This is a genomic window from Streptomyces sp. AC627_RSS907 (assembly GCF_019049165.1).
Map to the genome: position 1 here is coordinate 56,153 of NZ_JAGMUE010000005.1, position 17,103 is coordinate 73,255.

Below are 17,103 nucleotides of genomic sequence, written 5' to 3' on the forward strand. Positions count from 1 at the left end.
GCCCCGGTACCGCGCAGGTCACCCGCCCAGTTCACACAGGTCGCGCGCCACCGGGGCCCGGCACAGGATCGAGGCACGCTGGCGTCGCATCCCGCGGCCGACGTTCAGTTCCGCCCCCGCGAAGGAGATGTGCGCAGGATGACCACCATGTCCACCCCTGCTTCCGACCCGCTGACCCGACAGGTGTCGCACCAGGTCTCCCAGTCCGTGTTCGACGGTTCCCGACTCCGCGTCGTCCTGCTGGTGGAGGTCTACGACGGAGCCCAGCAGCAGTTCCTCGAGACGTACGAGCAACTGCGCAGCCACGTCGAGTCCGTCCCCGGGCACATCAGTGAACAGCTGTGCCAGTCCATCGAGAACCCCTCCCAGTGGCTCATCACGAGCGAGTGGGAGAGCGCCCCGCCGTTCCTGAGCTGGGTGAGCAGCGAAGAGCACGTGCGGATGGTGAAGCCGTTGCACAGCTGCGTCCGGGACACCAGGTCGCTCCGCTTCCACGTCGTCCGGGAGACGAGCAACCCGGTGGCGGGCGCCGAGTCCCCCCGGGGCGGACTCCAGACGCCCCGGATCGGTGACGGAGTGATCCGCCACGCGCTGACGTTCACGGTCAAGCCGGGGAGCGAGGACGTGGTCGCCGAGATCCTCGCCGACTACGCCTCACCCGAGCCGCGGGTCGACGACACCACACGGGTGTGCCGCACCTCGCTGTTCCTGCACGGCAACCGCGTGGTGCGCGCCCTCGAGGTGCGCGGCGACCTGCTCGCGGCCCTCCGGCACGTGGCGGAGCAGCCCGAGGTGCGGGCCGTCGAGGAGGCCATCAACCCGTACCTCGAGCAGGACCGTGACCTCGGCGACCCGGAGTCCGCCCGGGTGTTCTACACGCGGGCCGCACTGCCCGCCGTCCACCACGTGACGACGGGGGAGCGGGACCCGGCGGCGCAGCGGCACGCGCTGTCGTACCCGGCTCGTCCGGGCTGCGGCATGCGCCTGGCCCAGCTGCTCGCCGAGCGCGACGAGGCGGCGGCGGACGACCCGCACGGTGCGGTCCTGTGCAGCACGATCTTCCAGCGCGACGACGTGGTCGTACGGCTGATCGATGTACGGGGCGACCTCGCCGCCGCCGATCCGGCGGTGACCCTCGGTCTCCCGGACGCCGGCCGGGTGACCGAGCTGACCACGCTCCTGGACGACGCCTCCACGGCCGGGGGCGGTGCCCTCGCCCGCGCCCTCGCGGGCGCCCGCATGGAACCCGTCACCGACCGCCGCTCGCCCGACGCCTGACGCGCGTTCCCGCAGGGCGTGCACGCACATCGGCCGCCGGTCCGCGTACGTCGCGGTCCGGCGGCCGATGAGCCGTGTGCCTCCCGGTCGGATCAGGCGGGCACGGTGCAGTCGAACGCGTGCAGGTACGGGTTGACCGGGCGGATGTCGCCGATGACGAGGCCCGCGTCGGTCAGCCGGCCGACCATGCTGTCGGTGGTGTGCTTCGCGCCGCCCACGTTGAGCAGCAGCAGCAGGTCCATGGCGGTGCTGAACCGCATCGAGGGCGTGTCGTCGACGAGGTTCTCGATGACCACGACCCGCGCGCCGGGCCCGCCCGCCTCGATGACGTTGCGCAGGGCACGGGCGGTGCTGTCGTCGTCCCACTCGAGGATGTTCTTGATGATGTACACATCGGCCTCGACGGGGATGGACTCACGGCAGTCACCCGGCACGATCCGCACCCGGTCCGCGAGCGAGCCGCCCTCGCGCAGCCGCGGGTCGGCGTTCTCCACCACCCGTGGCAGATCGAGCAGTGTGCCCCGCATCGACGGGTACTTCTCCAGCAGGCTCGCCACCACGTGCCCCTGGCCGCCGCCGATGTCGGCGACCGACGCGCTCCCCGACAGGTCGAGGAGGGCCGCCACGTCCTCGGCCGACTGGCGGCTGGACGTGGTCATGGCGCGGTTGAAGACCTCGGCCGACTCGGGAGCGTCCTCGTTGAGATAGGTGAAGAACTCCTTGCCGTACAGGCCCTCGACGACGTTGCGGCCGGTACGCACCGCCTCGTCCAGACGGGGCCACGCGTCCCAGGTCCACGGCTCGGTGCACCACAGCGTGATGTAGCGCAGGCTGTGCGGGTCGTCCTCGCGCAGCAACCGGGACATGTCGGTGTGGGCGAACGTCCCGTCCTTCCGCTCGGCGAAGACGCCGTAGCAGGTCAGCGCGCGCAGCAGCCGGCGCAGCGGCCGGGGCTCGGTCTTCACCGCGGCCGCGAGGTCCTCCACGGCCATGGGGGTCTCGCCGAGGGCGTCGGCGACGCCGAGCCGGGCGGCCGCGCGGAGGGCGGCGGCACATGCCGCCCCGAACACGAGCTCCCTCAGCCGCATCGGCGGTGGTGGGGCGGACTGTGCGGTCGTCATGTGCCGCTTTCCTTCCTTCGTCGGTCCACGGGTTACTGGGGCCGGCCGGTCAGCACAGGCCGGAGGGCCGGGACGCCGCGCAGGTGTTGCCGTTGAAGGTGTTGGTCGTGCCGGTCTCCGTGCTGACGAGGTCGGCCGGGGCGTTGTCGCGCAGCCTGTTGCCGATGATCTCGTTGTGTTCGCCGGTGACGCCCACGAGACTCTTGAACAGGACGATGCCGCCGGACAGCGGGGAGGTGCCGGAGTTGTCCTCGACCGTGTTGTCCGTGACCCGCACGTCCTCGGTGCCGGTCAGGACGATGCCGGAGCCCTGCAGTGCGGGCAGCCGTTCGGTCTTCGGGCAGGACTTGTTGTTGCTGACGACGTGGTTGCCACGCACCGACAGGTCGCCGGCCTTCGGCCTGTTCTCGTCGCCGACGACGAACACACCCGCGCAGTTCCCGGTGACGTAGTTGTCCGAGACGCTGAGGTTGCGCAGGCGCCGTACGGTGACGCCGATCCGGTTGCCCTCGAGGTGGTTGCGCTCGACGCTCGTGCCCCGGGTGTCCTGGGCGCCTTCCTCGGCGGTGATCGTGTTGGCCACGAAGATGCCGGCGTCGCCGTTGTCCCGGGCGGTGTTGCCCCGGAACACGCCGCGGACCGACCGCTCCTGGGCGATGCCCCAGATCCCGTTCTTCACGGCCGTCACGTTCCGCACGGTCAGACCGTCGGTGGCCGTCGAGTAGACACCGGTGCGGGCGAAACCGGTCACGGTCAGGGAGGCGACGGTGACGCCCTTGACGTTCTCCTTGTCCGTTCCGACCACGCAGATGCCGTTGCCGCCCTCGGCGCACGTGTTGTCGGGGTCCTTCTTCGTGCTCGGCTTGATGACCGTGTGCCGGCCCATGCCGCGCAGGGTGAGCCCGGGCGTGCTCACGTTGACACTCTCGTGATAGGTGCCGGGGGTGAGGAGAACCGTGTCGCCCGGTTCGGCAGCGTCCACTGCCTTCTGGATGGATCCTCCGGGGAGGACCACGTGGGTCATGTGGCCTGCGGACGCCGGGGCCGCACCCAGCCCCGTCCCGATCATCGCTGCGGTGCACACCAGGTACACGGCGTGACATTTCTTCATGTTCCGCACGTTATGCCCGACATACTCGCGTGCGGGCCGGATGAGCCATCCGACGGCGTGTCACGGCGGGCGGGAAGCGCCGTTCCCGCCACCGGCGGTGGCAACCTGGGCGGCATGAGCAAGACCGCGCTGATCGTCATCGACATGATCAACACGTACGACCACGAGGACGCCGAGCTGCTGATTCCCGCCGTGGAGTCCGTGCTGCCCGCGCTGACCGGCCTGCTGGAGCGGGCGCGGGCACACGGCGTCCCCGTGATCTACGTCAACGACAACTTCGGCGAGTGGCGTTCGCACCACGGGGAGATCCTCGACAAGGCCCTCTCGGGACCGCAGTCCCGCCTGGTCGAGCCGGTGCGGCCCGACGAGTCCTCCCTCTTCGTGGTCAAGGCACGCCACTCGATCTTCTTCGAGACCCCGCTGACCTATCTGCTCCGGCAGCAGGGAATCGACCGGCTCGTGCTGTGCGGACAGGTGACCGAGCAGTGTGTGCTCTACTCGGCCCTCGACGCCCACATCCGTCATGTGCAGGTCGTCGTCCCGCGTGACGCGGTCGCCCACATCCACGCCGACCTCGCGGACGCCGCGCTGCGCATGATGCAGCGGAACATGGGCGCCGTCGTGTGCGACAGCGGCGAACTGTGGGCGTGATGCGGTCACCGCGGGGGCCGGTGCCGGGACAGCCGGCCGCGGTGGATGCCGGCGAAGTGCCGGTGCACGGCCGCCCCGCGGCCTCGGCGCCGCCCGCGCGTACGGCGTCGACGATCCTCGGCAGCGACCGATCGCGCGCCCCTCTCGGCCCTTGACACCCCTGCTCCGGCATGTGTCACTCTCCCCCGGGGCGGGCCGGCACCGCGCTGCCCGCCACGATCCCGGGTGAACAGCACGAGCTGGAGTACCGCATGCCCTTGCCCACGCCGCTGCGAGGCGTCATCCCCCCGGTCGTCACCCCCCTCACCCCGGCAGGGGAGGTGGACACCCCCTCGATGCGCCGGCTCGCGGAACACCTGATCTCGGCCGGTGTGCACGGCCTGTTCGTGCTGGGGTCCAGCGGGGAGACCGCCTACCTCACGGACGCCCAACGGCTGACCGCGCTCGAAGCGGTCGTGGACACCGCGGCGGGCCGCGTCCCCGTGCTGGCCGGCGTCATCGACACCACCACCGCCCGCGTACGGGACCGGGCTGCCGACGCCGTCCGGGCCGGTGCCGACGCGCTCGTGGCGACGGCACCCTTCTACACCCGCACCCACCCCGTCGAGATCGCCGACCACTTCCGGCGCGTCCGCGCGGGCGCCGGCCTCCCGCTGTTCGCCTACGACATCCCGGTCGCCGTACACACCAAACTGCCCCGCGACCTGGTGCTCGACCTCGCCGACGACGGCACGCTCGCCGGGCTCAAGGACTCCAGCGGCGACGAGGGCTCGCTGCGCCGCCTCCTCGTCGAGCTGCGCCGGCGTGCACCCGGCTTCTCGGTCCTCACCGGTTCCGAGCTCACCGTCGACTGCGCGCTGCTCGCGGGTGCCGACGGTGTCGTGCCCGGTCTCGGCAACGTCGACGCCCACGGCTTCGTCCGCCTCTACGAGGCCGCCCGGGCCGGGGACTGGTCCGCCGCCAAGGCCGAGCAGGACCGGCTCGCCGCTCTCTTCGCCCTCACCGAGGCGGGTGACCCGGCCCGGATGGGACCCAGTTCAGCCGCGCTCGGCGCCTTCAAGGCCGCCGCCCACCTGCTGGGCCTCATCGACTGCGCGGCCACGGCCGCACCGCAGGTCCCGCTCGACGAGGCGGCCGTCGCGCGGGTCCGCGCCCATCTCACCGGTGCCGGACTCCTGTGACGCCCTGACCGGGCACACCACCCGGCCCCGCCCGTGGTGAGCGCGTCGGGATCGCTCTTCGCGGTGTTCACCCCGCTCGGTCCACCCGGCCGCGGCCTCCTCCCGGACGGAGCAGGCCCGCCTGCTCCGTCCGGCGCAAGGAGGGCGCGGCCCGCACGCCGCCGCCCGTCACCTGGTGTAACAGTCTTCATATGATCTGTAGACGAAATGCTCATACGAGCGGCGTGCGCAGTTCTCACGGACGCGGCATCCGGACCGCCCTGGTGGTCCTGCTCACCGCCACCGCACTGGGCACCACCACGGCGGCGGCCTCGCCGTCGGCCCCACGGGGAACCGACTGGGACGCCATCGCCGCCTGTGAGTCCGGCGGCGACTGGAAGGCGAACACCGGCAACGGCCACTACGGCGGCCTGCAGTTCGCGCAGTCCAGCTGGGTGGCGGCTGGTGGGCTCACGTACGCCCCGCGCGCGGACCTGGCCACCCGCGCGGAACAGATCGCCGTCGCCGAACGCCTGGCCCGTATCCAGGGCATGTCGGCCTGGACCTGCGCCTGAGGCGACGTCACCTCCCCGCGGACCGCGCCGGCCACGGCCGACCGCGCCGTGTCGACGGGGTAACCCGTGGCCGTGCGCCCGCGCCCGGCGACCGCCGCGCCCCGTCTTCTCCCGCCGGTGGGGGGGGGCACCTCTTTCCGGCGGGGGCGAGGAGCGTCCCGGACGTGCAGCGCCGATACGTCCGGGGCCGCCTCGCACCGCGTCCTCCCGGGACGGTCGGGCGTCCGGCACGGGTCGGCGCCATCTGCCGGTTGCCGAGGCCGTGGGGGGCGGGGCCAGGTACGCGGTGACGGCGAGCAGAGCGCATGCCGTGGATACCGGCCGCGTGACCGAAGGGCGTCCCGGCCTGACGGCGGGCTCCGCCGTGACCGTGGTGGCGCCGGTCGCCGGGGGACTACCCGTGAATGCGCCGGCCCGAGTAGGCCGACCAGCGGCCGTCACGCCGGGCCACCGTGATGTCCCGGCCGAAGCAGGCGGTGAGCAGGGTGTCGGTCAGGACGCCGGTCACGGGCCCCCGGGAGAGGATCCGGCCCTCACGCAGCAGCAGGGCGTGGCTGACGGCCGGGAACAGCTCCTCCAGATGGTGGGTGACCGTCACGGTGGCCAGCTGCGGGCGTCCCTCGGCCAGTTGGTGCATGGCCTCGACGAGATCCTCCCGGGAGGGCAGGTCCAGGGCGTTGAAGGGCTCGTCCAGGAGCAGCAGGGCCGGGTCGGCCATCAGCGCCCTGGCGATGAGGACGCGCGCCCGCTGTCCGCCCGAGCAGACGCCGTACGGCCGGTCGGTCAGCTCCTTGATGCCCAGTTCGGTCAGGAGATCGTGGGCACGGAGCCGGACCTCGTCGTCGTACGTCCGCCACAGGGGCTGCACGGTGCCGCTGTGGCCGGTGAGCACGACCGCGTGGGCGGTGAGGTCCTGGGGCACCCGCTGGGCGGAGGTGACATGACCGATGCGCGCCCGGAGCTCACGGACGTCCACCCGGCCGAGCCGGCTGCCCAGGACCTCCACCGTGCCGGTCGTGGGATGCATGAGCGCGCCGAGCAGCCGCAGCAGGGTGGTCTTCCCGGCGCCGTTGGCTCCCAGCAGGGCCCAGTGCTCGCCCGGCCGGACCGTCCAGTCGACGCCGTCGAGGATCAGCTGGTCCGTCGTGTGGCGCCGGACGCACACGTCCCGGAGCCGGAGCACGGCCGCCCGCTCCTCGGCCAGCAGGGAACGGGCTGTCTGTCCGGTCATGCCGAAGCTCCTTCGCGCGGGACGCCGTCGTACAGGGGAGAACGGTAGATGCATTCACCACGCGCCTGCCGGACCGTCCGATTCCTGGACGCCGCGCGCGGGCGCTCAGGCGTGGACGCGTCGTGCGCCGTTCGCGGCGGCGTGTCCGTCGCCCCCGGCGGGAGCACCCCGGGGCGGTCCGCGCGACGGCGTGGTGCGAGCCACGCGCCGCGCACACCGCCGCCCGGCTCAGCGGAGCAGCAGCTGCACCAGGGCCACGGTGCCGACCGTCACGACGAGTATCCGCAGGACCGACGGGCTGAAACGACGGCCCACCTTCGCTCCGCCGTAACCACCGAGGCCGGAGCCGACCGCGATGAGCACGACGGCCGTCCAGTCGAAGTCCGCGACGAAGAGGAAGAAGAGCGCCGCGACGGAGTTGACCACGGCCGAGAGCACGTTCTTGACGGCATTGAGGCGTTGCAGGGAATCGTCGAGGAGCATGCCCATCAGGGACAGGTAGATGATTCCCTGCGCGGCGGCGAAGTAGCCGCCGTAGACGCTGGCGAGCGTCAGGCCGCCGAACAGCAGGGGGCCGCCGTCGCGGTGGGCGGGGACGCCGGTGCGTTCGCGGCGGCGGCGCACCAGCCCGCCGAGCCGCGGCTGGAACGCGACCAGCACCAGGGCGAGGCCCACCAGGACGGGCACGACGGTCTCGAAGGCGCGGGCGGGCAGGGCGAGCAGCAGGGTGGCCCCCGTGAGGCCCCCCAACAGGGCGCCGGCGCTCAGCTTCAGTACGCGCCGGCGCTGTCCCCGCAGTTCCCTGCGGTAGCCGATGGCCCCGCTGACGGAGCCGGGGATGAGGCCGAGCGCGTTGGAGACCGTGGCGGTGACGGGCGGCAGTCCCGTGGCCAGCAGCACCGGAAAGGTGATCAGTGTCCCCGAGCCGACGACGCTGTTGATGGCGCCGGCCCCGACGCCCGCCGTGAACACCGCGGCCATGGCTTCCGGCGTCACGCCGCGCCGTCCCGCGCCGGCCGTGTGCCCCGACGGAACATGTCCTGTGCATCTTTCACGCGGCCGACTGTACCCACCGAAGAATTCGGAGCGCGGAGCGGTCCCCAACCGCTTCTGTACAGCCAGATCTTGACGTCAGTTCACCTGATCATGCGGTGATACGATCACCGCGTTTGCGGAGCGGGTGGATGGGTGAAAGACGGCATCCCCGACTTCAGGGACAGCCCGGGCAGCCACCACGCGACGGGCAGTCCACCGGGCCGCCCGCGTGGACGGGAATTCAGCAAGCCGGCCGTCAGTCGCCTGAAGAGAGTCTTATGACGGAATACATGGGGAACCCATTGCTCTGGGTCCTTCTCGTCGCCCTCGTCGCCGCCGCCGTGCTCATCGGCCGCCAGCGCAGGGCGGCCCGGGCTCTGCGGCAGGAGGTCCAGGGCCTCAGGGACCACTACACGCAGCTGGAGAACGATTACGGACAGTCCGTGCAGGCAGCTCAGGAGCGGGCCGAGGACGAGACGAAGACCGTTCTGAAATCCGCCATGCGGACCCTGCAGGGCCTCGCCGCCGAACAGCAGCTGGTGCTCTCCCGGCTGCAGACCAAGTACGGCGACTCCGCGCTCCTCCAGGACCTCCTGGAGATCGACCACACCAACTCGCAGTTCGGCCGGCGCGCCCAGTCCATCGCGGTGCTGTGCGACGGCTGGCTGGGCGGTCGGCGTGACACCGCCTCGGTGTACGACGTGGTCCGCAGCGCCCAGGGCCGGATCCGGCACTTCCGCCGGGTGGAGATCCTCTCCCAGGTCGACTTCGGCATCACCAGCCGGGCCGTCGAACCCGTCGCCCTGGCCCTCGCCGAGCTGCTCGACAACGCCACCAGCTACTCCAGCCCGGACACCGTCGTCGAGATCAACATCCGGACCGTGCCCAAGGGCATCTGCGTCGTCGTCGACGACGCCGGCGTCGGCATGAGCGACGAGGAGCGGGCCCGCGCCGACAAGCTGCTGGCCACCGAGCGTGCCTCCGGCGTGGCGGGGCTCGGGAATCCGCCCCAGTTCGGCTTCGCGGTCATCGGCCTGCTGTGCGAACGCTTCGGCTTCGAGGTGTCGGTGGACTCCTCCTCCCCCTACGGAGGTGTCCGCGCGGTCGTTCTGCTGCCCCACGAGCTGCTCACCGCCATGCCGGAGAAGACGGCACCCGCCCCGGCCACCCGCGGCACGGCCCGGACGGGCCCGGAGGGTGGCCCGGAGGCCGCGCTCGCCCCGTCCCGGACCAGCGACGGGCTTCCCCGGCGGCGCCGCAAGCGCCCGATGGCCATCGTGCCCGGCAGCGCCCCCGCCCCACGCTCCGCAGGGCGCTCCGAATCCGAGCAGGCGCAGGTCATGGCGGCCTTCCAGCGAGGCACGCAGACCGGCCGCGTCACCCGGCCGGCGGACCCGGACCGGACGAGCAGAACACCTGGTGCAAGCAGTGAAGGACACGTGGACTCGTGAACGACGATCTGTCATGGATGCTCGACAGCGCCCTGGAGATTCCCGGGGCCCTGCACGCGGTCCTGATATCGGCCGACGGACTCCTGATGGCCCGGACGCAGGACTTCGACAAGGACGACGCCGACCGGGTCGCCGCCGCGATGAGCGGTGTCCAGTCACTCAGCCGCACCCTGGCCTTCTTCTGTGAGGACCCGCACCAGGCGTGGCGGCAGACCCTGGTGGAGTTCGACGGCGGCTGGGTCTTCCTGATATCCGCCGGCGAGGGCGCCTACCTCGGCGTCTCCGCCTCCCCGGAGGTCGACATGGCCGACATCACCTTCCGGATGCAGCAGCTCGTCGCCCAGCTCGGCAAGCGGCTGACGACACCGCCGCGCGAGAACCTCGGCAGCCGCTCGTGACCGGCCACGACGGCTGGGAGCCGGAAGCCGCCGCATTAGTACGTCCGTACGTCATCACCAAGGGCCGGGGGCTGCCCGACGACGAGCAGCTCTCCCTCATCACCCTGGTGACCGCGGCGGCCGACGCCGCGCAGCGGCCCACCCGGCTGTCGCCCGAGGAACTGAACCTGCTCGACCTCTGTTCCGCCGGCTACCTCTCGGTCGCCGAGATCGCCGGCCACACCCACTATCCGCTGGGCGTGGTGCGGATCCTGCTGGCATCCCTCATGGAAGGCGGCTACCTCATGACCCGCCCGCCGGTGGCACCCGCCCGCCTCGCGGACAAGGAGATCCTGGAGGAGGTGCTCAATGGTCTCCGCGCCAAGTTTGGGTGAGCAGGACTACGTACGCGGCGGAGCGACCCAGACCGCGGTGAAGATCCTCGTCGTCGGGCACTTCGCGGTGGGCAAGACCACGCTCATCGGCTCCATCTCCGAGATCGAGCCGCTGTCCACCGAGGAGACCATGACGCAGGCCGCCGAGTCGGTCGACGACCTCAAGGGGGTCCAGGGCAAGACCACCACCACGGTCGCCATGGACTTCGGCCGTCTGACCATCAGCGACCGCGTCGTGCTCTACCTCTTCGGCACCCCCGGCCAGCAGCGCTTCGTGCAGATGTGGGAGGACATGGCCCGCGGCGCGCTCGGCGCCCTGGTGCTGGTCGACCCCGAGCGACTGGCGGACTCCTTCCCGGTGATCGACCTGATCGAGCAGTACGGGCTCGAATACGCCATCGCCGTCAACCACTTCGACGGCGCGCCGCTGCGCGACGAGCGCGCACTGCGCGAGGCACTGGACCTGCTCGACGACACCCCCGTCGTCACCTGCGACGCCCGCGACGAGAGGTCCTCGGCCGCCGCACTGACCACCCTCGTCCGCTACTTGCTGGACCACACCCGCTAGGAGCTGGGAGCAGACATGAACGCTCACGACACCGCCCCGGTGCCTCCGCCCGGGTGCCCGGCCCACGGTTCCGGCGCCCGCGTGCCGCTGCACGGGCCGGAGTTCGCGGCCGACCCGCAGGCGTACTACGAATATCTGCGTCACTACGGGGCCGCCGCGCCCGTCGAACTGGCCCCCGGGGTGGAGGCGACGCTGGTCACGGACTACGCGGCGGCGCTCCAACTGCTCCAGGACTCCGGTACCTTCCGCAAGGACGCGCGCCGCTGGCGGGCCTTCAACGAGGGCAAGGTGGGCCCGGACAGCCCGGTCGCGCCGCTGCTGGCCTACCGGCCCAACTGCATGTTCGCCGACGGCGCCGACCATCTCAGGCTGCGGCAGGCGGTCACCGACAGCATGGCGCGGGTGGACACCCGCCGGCTGAGCCGGAGCACCGAGCAGATATCCGGCTACCTCATCTCCCAGTTCGCCGGCCGCGGCTCGGCCGACCTGCTCGGCGACTACGCCCGGCAGCTGCCGCTGTTCGTGTTCAACGAACTCTTCGGCTGCCCCGCCGACATCGGCGACCGGGTGCTGTTCGGCATCTCCGGGATGTTCGACGGGATCAACGCCGACAAGGCCACCGAGGTGCTGTTCCAGGCGGTGGGGGAGCTCGTCGCGCTCAAGCGGAGCAAGCCCGGCGACGACGTCACCTCGTGGCTGATGCGGCACGAGGCGGGGCTCAGCGACGAGGAGATGGTCCACCAGCTCGCGCTGCTGCTGGGCGCGGGCGCGGAACCCCTGCGCAACCTCTTGGGCAACACCCTCCACCGTCTCCTCACCCACGACCGGTACGCCCGTGAGGGCGGCCTGATCGACGAGGCCCTGGACGACACGCTGTGGGAGAACCCGCCCATGTCGAACTACGCGCCGCACTACCCGGCCGCCGACACGGAACTCGCGGGACAGCACCTGCAGGCGGGTGACCTGGTCCTGGTCAGCTTCGCCGCGGCCAACACCGGCCCGGCCCTCAAGGCCTCGCGCCAGGCCGGCAGCAACCGCGCGCACCTGGCCTGGAGCGCGGGCCCGCACGCCTGCCCGTCGAAGGAACCGGCCCGGCACATCACGGTCACCGCCATCGAGCACCTGTTCAACGAACTACCCGACGTCGCACTCGCCGTCCCGGAGAACAGCCTGACCTGGCGCCCGGGCCCCTTCAACCGCGCCCTGGCCACGCTTCCGGCCCGCTTCACCCCGGTGCGTTCCACGCGGCGTCCGGACCCCCAGCCGGACACCGCGGCTCCGGGGCCGCAGCAGACGACCGGTGCGGCCCGCCCGGCCGAACGCGCGGGCATGTGGAGCCAGTTCCTCAACTGGCTCACACGGTGACATGCGCAACACCCGTCCAACCTGCCTCTTTCGCATGAAGGTTCAACGCCACGGGTAGTGAGCAACGCGGCAAGTTGATCACGAGTAGAAGGAGGTTTCGTGGACCACATATCCACGAACGCCGCTTCCCCGCCGCAGAAGCCCCTGATACCCGCCTCGCCAGGCGGGTATCTCTTTGTCCGGCTCTCGCGGGGGACGGGCCGGTGACCGCCCCACCGACGGCAGCGGTCCTGCGGGAGGCACCGACCCTCGGCGACCTCACGAGCGGTCAGCTGCGAAGACTCGGCGCGGTCGCCGGCCTGTCCCGAGCCGACACCGAGACCTACGCCGACGTCCTGACCGACTCCCTGGGCGCGGTCGCCGGACGATCGCTGCGGCTGCCGCCGCCCACCCGCACCTTCCTCTCGGACGATCACACCCCCGTGGAGTTCTCGCTCTCCTTCCAGCCGGACGCGGCGCCCGCCCTGCGGGTGCTCCTGGAACCGGGCTGCGGCGCAGACAGCCTGGCCCACAACGGCAGGGCGGGGCTCGAGGCGATCCGGGCGATGGCGCGGCGCTGGAACTTCACCACCGGTCCGCTCGACCGGCTCCGGGACCTGTTCCTGCCGTCCGCTCCGGACGGCCCCTTCGCCCTGTGGTGCGCCCTGGAGCTGAGACCCGGCGGCGTGCCCGCGGTCAAGGTCTACCTGAACCCGGCCGCGAACGGGGCGGAACGTTCCGCCGGGACGGTGCGCGAGGCTCTGCACCGACTGGGCCACCGGCAGGCCTTCGCCGGCCTCCCCCAGGGCAGCGGATACCCGTTCCTGGCCCTGGACCTGGGGGACTGGGAACAGCCCCGGGCCAAGGTCTACGTGCGCCACGACAACCTCACGGCCGGCCAGGCCGGGCGGCTGACCCGCATGGGCCGCGGTCCCGGCCCCGCGGTGATCGAGGGTTTCTTCCGCACGGCCGCGGGCGTCGGTCCCGGCACGACGGGACTCAGCGGACGGCCCGGCCTGTCCTGCCACTCCTTCACCGACACCGGCACCGCGCGGCCGAGCGGCTTCACCCTCCACATCCCGGTCAGGGACTACGCCCGGCACGACGGGGAGGCGCTGGCGCGCGCCGCGAGCGTGCTGCGGCACCACGGCATGGACGCGTCCGTGCTCGACCGGGCCCTGGCCGCCGTCACCGAACGGCGGCCCGAGGACGGCGTGGGGCTGATCGCCTACCTGGCACTGGCCCACCAGCAGGGCCGGCCGCCACGGGTGACGGCGTATCTCTCCTCGGAGGCGTACGCGGTCCGGCCGCCGGTCGGGGAGGCGGTCCGCCACGCGGTGGCGGTGGGCTGAGCGGGCCGTCCGGACGCGACGGGGCTCCCGGCCGGAACCCGCCGGGAGCCCCGGGACATGGCCGCGCACCGCCCACGGCGGTACGGCTACACGGGCAGCGACTCCCGGAACTCCGCCAGGTACGGGCCGACGTCGACCTGGATCGAGGCGCCCTGGGTGCGGCCGTAACGCTGGACGACGGCAGCCAGGTACGTGCCGATCTCCTCGCGCATCTCGGCCGCCGGGGGCAGCGCGACCTCCTGGTCGATGATCCGCGCCACCCACCGCGCCTGGGCCTCCACCAGCCGGGTGATCGCGCCCACGGGCCGGACCAGGCCGACGAAGTACAGACCCGGCCGGTCGGCCGGGACGACCCGCCGGTACAGCTCGACCGAGCCGTCCGCCGCCACCGGGCAGCCGGCGGGCAGGAAGGGGAAGGTCATGCGGAAGCCGGTGCAGTAGACGACCGCGTCCGCTGCCACGGAGGTGCCGTCGGTGAAGACGACCCGGTCGCCGTCGAAGGACCCGATGGCGGGCTTCGGGGTCACGGCGCCGTGCCGGATCCGGCTGAGGATCTCGTCCGACAGGGTCACCGCCGAGGAGAAGACCGGGTGGTCGGGCTCGGGCAGCCCGTAGTCCGACAGCCTGCCCCGCGCGACGAGCAGGGCCTGCTCCACCCAGCGGCGCTGCTCGGCGAAGGACATCTCGCTCCACCAGGGCGCCTCGGCGATCTCGTCGACCGACATCCCGTAGAGCTGCTTGGGCACGATGTGCAGACCCCGCCGCACCGAGAGCACGGTCTGTGCGGCGTGCCGGGAGAGGTCCGCCGCGATGTCCACCGCCGACGCGCCGAGGCCCACCACGACGACGCGCTGTCCGGCGAAGTCACCGCCGGTGCGGTAGTCGAGGGAGTGAAGAATCCTTCCGGTGAAGGAGTCGGAGCCCGTCGGGAGGGGGTCGGGCAGAGCGGGGTCGGTGTGGTGCCCCGAGGCGACGACCACGTGCTCGAACCGGCGCGACGTCACCGCGCCGTCCGCGCTGCGGCTGTCGACCGTCCACATGCCGTCCGCGTCCTGGCGTACGGACACGACCTCGGTGCGCAGTTCGACCCGGTCCAGGATCCCGGCCCACTCGGCGAAGGACCGCAGGTACGCGGCGACTTCGCTGTGGCGGGGGTAGAGGGGGTAGGAGGAGGGCATCGGGAAGTCGGCGTAACCGGTGAGCTGCTTGGCGGTGTTGAGGTGCAGGGACAGGTACCCCGGGCCCCGCTCGCCGGCCCCGGGCTGACGCCAGATCCCGCCCACGTCGGGGGCCTTCTCCAGGCAGACGAACCCGATGCCACGTTCCTCAAGGGCATGGGCCACCGCCAGCCCGGACAGACCTGCACCGATCACACACACACGCACGGGATTTCCCCCCTGGACGTACTCAACCTCCCCCGATCACGCATTGACTTCCCCTCCGCATCACTTCGCACACCAGCGCGAGAAGCCAACGGGCGTGTTCGTCCTCACATTCCAGACCTCTGATCTCTCATGCCCCTGACGCTTCACGAGCCCCGCAGGTCCCGGACCCGGCGGAGCTTGCCGAGCGAGCGCTCCAGGGTCCCGGGCTCCACGATCTCCACCTCCACGGTGACGCCCACACCGTCCTTGACGTCCCGGCCGATCGCCCCGGCGGCCGCCTCGCGCCGCTCGGGGCCGGCGTCGGGGCGGGCCTCGACCCGCACGGTCATGTGGTCCGTGCGACCGCGCTCGGTGAGCTGGATCTGGAAGTGCGGGGCGACGCCGGGCGTGCGCAGCACGATCTCCTCGATCTGGGTGGGGAAGACGTTCACCCCGCGCAGGATGATCATGTCGTCGCAGCGGCCGGTGACCTTCTGCATCCGGCGGAAGGCGGGACGGGCGGTGCCCGGCAGCAGCCGCGACAGGTCGCGGGTGCGGTAGCGGACGACCGGAAGCGCCTCCTTGGTGAGGGAGGTGAAGACGACCTCGCCCTCCTCGCCCTCCGCCAGCACGGCGTCCGTGAGCGGGTCGACCACCTCGGGGTAGAAGTGGTCCTCCCACACGTGCAGCCCGTCCTTGGTCTCGACGCACTCCTGTGCCACGCCGGGGCCGATCACCTCGGACAGTCCGTATATGTCGACGGCGTGCATGTCCGTCCGCTCCTCGATCTCGCGGCGCATCTCCTCGGTCCACGGCTCGGCACCGAAGACGCCGATCCTCAGGGAGCTGGTGCGCGGATCGACGCCCTGTCGCTCGAACTCGTCGAGCAGGGTGAGCATGTAGGACGGGGTGACCATGATGATCTCGGGCCGGAAGTCCTGGATGATCTGCACCTGGCGGGCCGTCATGCCGCCGGAGGCGGGAATCACCGTGCAGCCGGCGCGCTCGGCGCCGTAGTGGGCGCCGAGGCCGCCGGTGAACAGGCCGTAGCCGTAGGAGATGTGCACCTTGTGGCCGGGCCGGCCGCCCGCGGCACGGATGGAACGGGCGACGACGTCCGCCCACATCGACAGGTCGTTGTCCGTGTAGCCGACGACGGTGGCACGGCCGGTGGTACCGCTCGAGGCGTGGACGCGCCGCACGTCGGCCATCGGGACGGCGAACATGCCGAAGGGGTAGGTGTCCCGCAGGTCGGCCTTGGTGGTGAAGGGGAACCGGGACAGGTCCGCCAGGCTCCGGCAGTCGTCGGGCCGCACCCCGGCGGCGTCGAACTTCTTCCGGTACAGCTCCACGTTGTCGTAGGCGTGCCGGAGGGTCGTGCGCAGCCGGTCGAGCTGCAGCTCCTGGAGCTGATCCCGGGACAGGCGCTCGGCGTCGTCCAGCAGGTCGTGGGGGAGGGGCTCTCCCCTGCGGGGTGCCGGGGCCGCCCCGGTCGTCGGCTCGCTGCTCATCGCGACTCCTTCGTCGTCGTGCCCGGCGTCTCGCGCGCCGTGGTCTCCCGCACGCTGCGGCCGCGCCCGCGGAACTCGGCGACCACGTCCCCGTCGCGCCGCACGGTCACGTCGTGGACGCCGCTGCGGCCGAACCGGGTCCGCTCCTCGGCGCTCGCCACGGGCACGCCGCCCTCGCGGGCCGGCGCGACGAACACGATGCCGGCCCCCGCCGCCACGGTGACCGGACCTTGGCTGGTGCACGCGCAGGCGAAGGCGGTGCCGGCGAGCAGGAAGAGACAGCCGCCGTGGGCGGTCCCGTGGCCGTTCACCATCGCCGAGGGCACGGTCATGCGGAGCACGGCGGCCCCCTCGCCGTGCTCGGCCGGCTCGATGCCCAGCCGCCGGGACGCCTCGCCCGCGGAGAACGTCACCCCCGGCGTCGGCTCCGTGGCCTGCGACATCTCCCACCACCTCGTATCCCGACCGACCATTCGGTAGCGTGCGGCACGGCTCAGTAATCCAGCCGCGCGGTCGCCCTGTCAAGGGGGCGGGCGGAGGGCCCCCCGGGTCTTGCCCGGCGCCGGAAATCAGGTCACA

Annotated in this window: 17 protein-coding genes; 10 read left to right on the forward strand and 7 right to left on the reverse strand. The window is 72.0% G+C overall.

Annotated elements, in window-relative coordinates; all coding sequences use genetic code 11:
• The first annotated feature begins 138 nt into the window (after nt 1–138).
• Nucleotides 139–1,278, forward strand: a complete 1,140-nt coding sequence (locus KUM32_RS01005) for a SchA/CurD-like domain-containing protein (protein ID WP_217139803.1) — start codon at nt 139–141, stop codon at nt 1,276–1,278.
• Nucleotides 1,279–1,370: 92 nt separating this feature from the next.
• Here KUM32_RS01005 and KUM32_RS01010 read toward each other — a convergent pair whose 3' ends face one another.
• Both KUM32_RS01010 and KUM32_RS01015 read right to left on the reverse strand, forming a co-directional pair.
• Nucleotides 1,371–2,399 (reverse strand): methyltransferase, encoded by a 1,029-nt coding sequence (locus tag KUM32_RS01010; RefSeq protein WP_217139804.1) that lies wholly within the window; start codon nt 2,397–2,399, stop codon nt 1,371–1,373.
• A 49-nt stretch (nt 2,400–2,448) separates the two neighbouring features.
• Nucleotides 2,449–3,510, reverse strand: a complete 1,062-nt coding sequence (locus KUM32_RS01015) for a nitrous oxide reductase family maturation protein NosD (RefSeq protein ID WP_217139805.1) — start codon at nt 3,508–3,510, stop codon at nt 2,449–2,451.
• 114 nt (nt 3,511–3,624) lie between these two features.
• On the opposite strand from KUM32_RS01015, the gene KUM32_RS01020 reads away from it, so the two are divergent.
• The 3 genes from KUM32_RS01020 (at nt 3,625) to KUM32_RS01030 (ending at nt 5,896) form a co-directional block, all read left to right on the forward strand.
• Nucleotides 3,625–4,161, forward strand: coding sequence for a cysteine hydrolase family protein (locus KUM32_RS01020; RefSeq protein ID WP_217139806.1), 537 nt, complete (start codon nt 3,625–3,627; stop codon nt 4,159–4,161).
• Nucleotides 4,162–4,412: 251 nt separating this feature from the next.
• A complete protein-coding gene (locus KUM32_RS01025; protein WP_217139859.1) occupies nt 4,413–5,342 on the forward strand; it encodes a dihydrodipicolinate synthase family protein in 930 nt (309 codons plus the stop codon).
• 191 nt (nt 5,343–5,533) lie between these two features.
• Nucleotides 5,534–5,896 (forward strand): transglycosylase family protein, encoded by a 363-nt coding sequence (locus KUM32_RS01030; protein ID WP_217139807.1) that lies wholly within the window; start codon nt 5,534–5,536, stop codon nt 5,894–5,896.
• A gap of 394 nt (nt 5,897–6,290) precedes the next feature.
• Here KUM32_RS01030 and KUM32_RS01035 read toward each other — a convergent pair whose 3' ends face one another.
• Together KUM32_RS01035 and KUM32_RS01040 are read right to left on the reverse strand one after the other, a co-directional pair.
• Nucleotides 6,291–7,127, reverse strand: a complete 837-nt coding sequence (locus KUM32_RS01035) for an ABC transporter ATP-binding protein (RefSeq protein WP_217139808.1) — start codon at nt 7,125–7,127, stop codon at nt 6,291–6,293.
• 228 nt (nt 7,128–7,355) lie between these two features.
• Nucleotides 7,356–8,108, reverse strand: coding sequence for a sulfite exporter TauE/SafE family protein (locus KUM32_RS01040; protein WP_217139860.1), 753 nt, complete (start codon nt 8,106–8,108; stop codon nt 7,356–7,358).
• Nucleotides 8,109–8,440: 332 nt separating this feature from the next.
• On the opposite strand from KUM32_RS01040, the gene KUM32_RS01045 reads away from it, so the two are divergent.
• The 6 genes from KUM32_RS01045 to KUM32_RS01070 all read left to right on the forward strand — a co-directional run bounded on the left by KUM32_RS01045 (nt 8,441) and on the right by KUM32_RS01070 (nt 13,649).
• A complete protein-coding gene (locus KUM32_RS01045; RefSeq protein ID WP_217139809.1) occupies nt 8,441–9,613 on the forward strand; it encodes a sensor histidine kinase KdpD in 1,173 nt (390 codons plus the stop codon).
• Nucleotides 9,610–10,011 (forward strand): roadblock/LC7 domain-containing protein, encoded by a 402-nt coding sequence (locus KUM32_RS01050; RefSeq protein ID WP_217139810.1) that lies wholly within the window; start codon nt 9,610–9,612, stop codon nt 10,009–10,011. Before KUM32_RS01045 ends, KUM32_RS01050 begins: the two co-directional genes overlap by 4 nt.
• Nucleotides 10,008–10,385: a DUF742 domain-containing protein gene (locus tag KUM32_RS01055; RefSeq protein ID WP_217139811.1), complete on the forward strand. Its 378-nt coding sequence runs from the start codon at nt 10,008–10,010 to the stop codon at nt 10,383–10,385. The genes KUM32_RS01050 and KUM32_RS01055 overlap by 4 nt, the downstream gene beginning before the upstream one ends.
• Nucleotides 10,360–10,953, forward strand: a complete 594-nt coding sequence (locus tag KUM32_RS01060; RefSeq protein WP_217139812.1) for an ATP/GTP-binding protein — start codon at nt 10,360–10,362, stop codon at nt 10,951–10,953. Before KUM32_RS01055 ends, KUM32_RS01060 begins: the two co-directional genes overlap by 26 nt.
• A 15-nt stretch (nt 10,954–10,968) precedes the next feature.
• Complete coding sequence (locus KUM32_RS01065; protein ID WP_217139813.1) at nt 10,969–12,318, forward strand: cytochrome P450; 1,350 nt, start codon at nt 10,969–10,971, stop codon at nt 12,316–12,318.
• A 203-nt stretch (nt 12,319–12,521) separates the two neighbouring features.
• Nucleotides 12,522–13,649 carry a tryptophan dimethylallyltransferase family protein gene (locus KUM32_RS01070; RefSeq protein ID WP_217139814.1) on the forward strand — a complete coding sequence of 376 codons (1,128 nt, stop codon included), beginning with the start codon at nt 12,522–12,524 and terminating at the stop codon, nt 13,647–13,649.
• Nucleotides 13,650–13,735: 86 nt separating this feature from the next.
• On the opposite strand, the gene KUM32_RS01075 is transcribed toward KUM32_RS01070, so the two are convergent.
• The 3 genes from KUM32_RS01075 to KUM32_RS01085 all read right to left on the reverse strand — a co-directional run bounded on the left by KUM32_RS01075 (nt 13,736) and on the right by KUM32_RS01085 (nt 16,967).
• On the reverse strand, nt 13,736–15,034 hold the full coding sequence (locus KUM32_RS01075) for an NAD(P)/FAD-dependent oxidoreductase (RefSeq protein WP_217139815.1): 1,299 nt from the start codon (nt 15,032–15,034) through the stop codon (nt 13,736–13,738).
• 143 nt (nt 15,035–15,177) lie between these two features.
• The gene (paaK, locus tag KUM32_RS01080) at nt 15,178–16,524 is read right to left on the reverse strand and encodes a phenylacetate--CoA ligase PaaK (protein WP_217139816.1); all 1,347 of its coding nucleotides are present in this window, start codon (nt 16,522–16,524) and stop codon (nt 15,178–15,180) included.
• Complete coding sequence (locus KUM32_RS01085; RefSeq protein ID WP_217139817.1) at nt 16,521–16,967, reverse strand: hotdog fold thioesterase; 447 nt, start codon at nt 16,965–16,967, stop codon at nt 16,521–16,523. Before KUM32_RS01085 ends, paaK begins: the two co-directional genes overlap by 4 nt.
• Nucleotides 16,968–17,103 lie beyond the last annotated feature (136 nt).

Coding starts and splice junctions, on each gene's coding strand:
- KUM32_RS01005 (WP_217139803.1), top strand. CDS start 139: ATGACCACCATGTCCACCCCTGCTTCCGACCCGCTGACCCGACAGGTG.
- KUM32_RS01010 (WP_217139804.1), bottom strand. CDS start 2,399: ATGACGACCGCACAGTCCGCCCCACCACCGCCGATGCGGCTGAGGGAG.
- KUM32_RS01015 (WP_217139805.1), bottom strand. CDS start 3,510: ATGAAGAAATGTCACGCCGTGTACCTGGTGTGCACCGCAGCGATGATC.
- KUM32_RS01020 (WP_217139806.1), top strand. CDS start 3,625: ATGAGCAAGACCGCGCTGATCGTCATCGACATGATCAACACGTACGAC.
- KUM32_RS01025 (WP_217139859.1), top strand. CDS start 4,413: ATGCCCTTGCCCACGCCGCTGCGAGGCGTCATCCCCCCGGTCGTCACC.
- KUM32_RS01030 (WP_217139807.1), top strand. CDS start 5,534: ATGATCTGTAGACGAAATGCTCATACGAGCGGCGTGCGCAGTTCTCAC.
- KUM32_RS01035 (WP_217139808.1), bottom strand. CDS start 7,127: ATGACCGGACAGACAGCCCGTTCCCTGCTGGCCGAGGAGCGGGCGGCC.
- KUM32_RS01040 (WP_217139860.1), bottom strand. CDS start 8,108: ATGGCCGCGGTGTTCACGGCGGGCGTCGGGGCCGGCGCCATCAACAGC.
- KUM32_RS01045 (WP_217139809.1), top strand. CDS start 8,441: ATGACGGAATACATGGGGAACCCATTGCTCTGGGTCCTTCTCGTCGCC.
- KUM32_RS01060 (WP_217139812.1), top strand. CDS start 10,360: ATGGTCTCCGCGCCAAGTTTGGGTGAGCAGGACTACGTACGCGGCGGA.
- KUM32_RS01065 (WP_217139813.1), top strand. CDS start 10,969: ATGAACGCTCACGACACCGCCCCGGTGCCTCCGCCCGGGTGCCCGGCC.
- paaK (WP_217139816.1), bottom strand. CDS start 16,524: ATGAGCAGCGAGCCGACGACCGGGGCGGCCCCGGCACCCCGCAGGGGA.
- KUM32_RS01085 (WP_217139817.1), bottom strand. CDS start 16,967: ATGTCGCAGGCCACGGAGCCGACGCCGGGGGTGACGTTCTCCGCGGGC.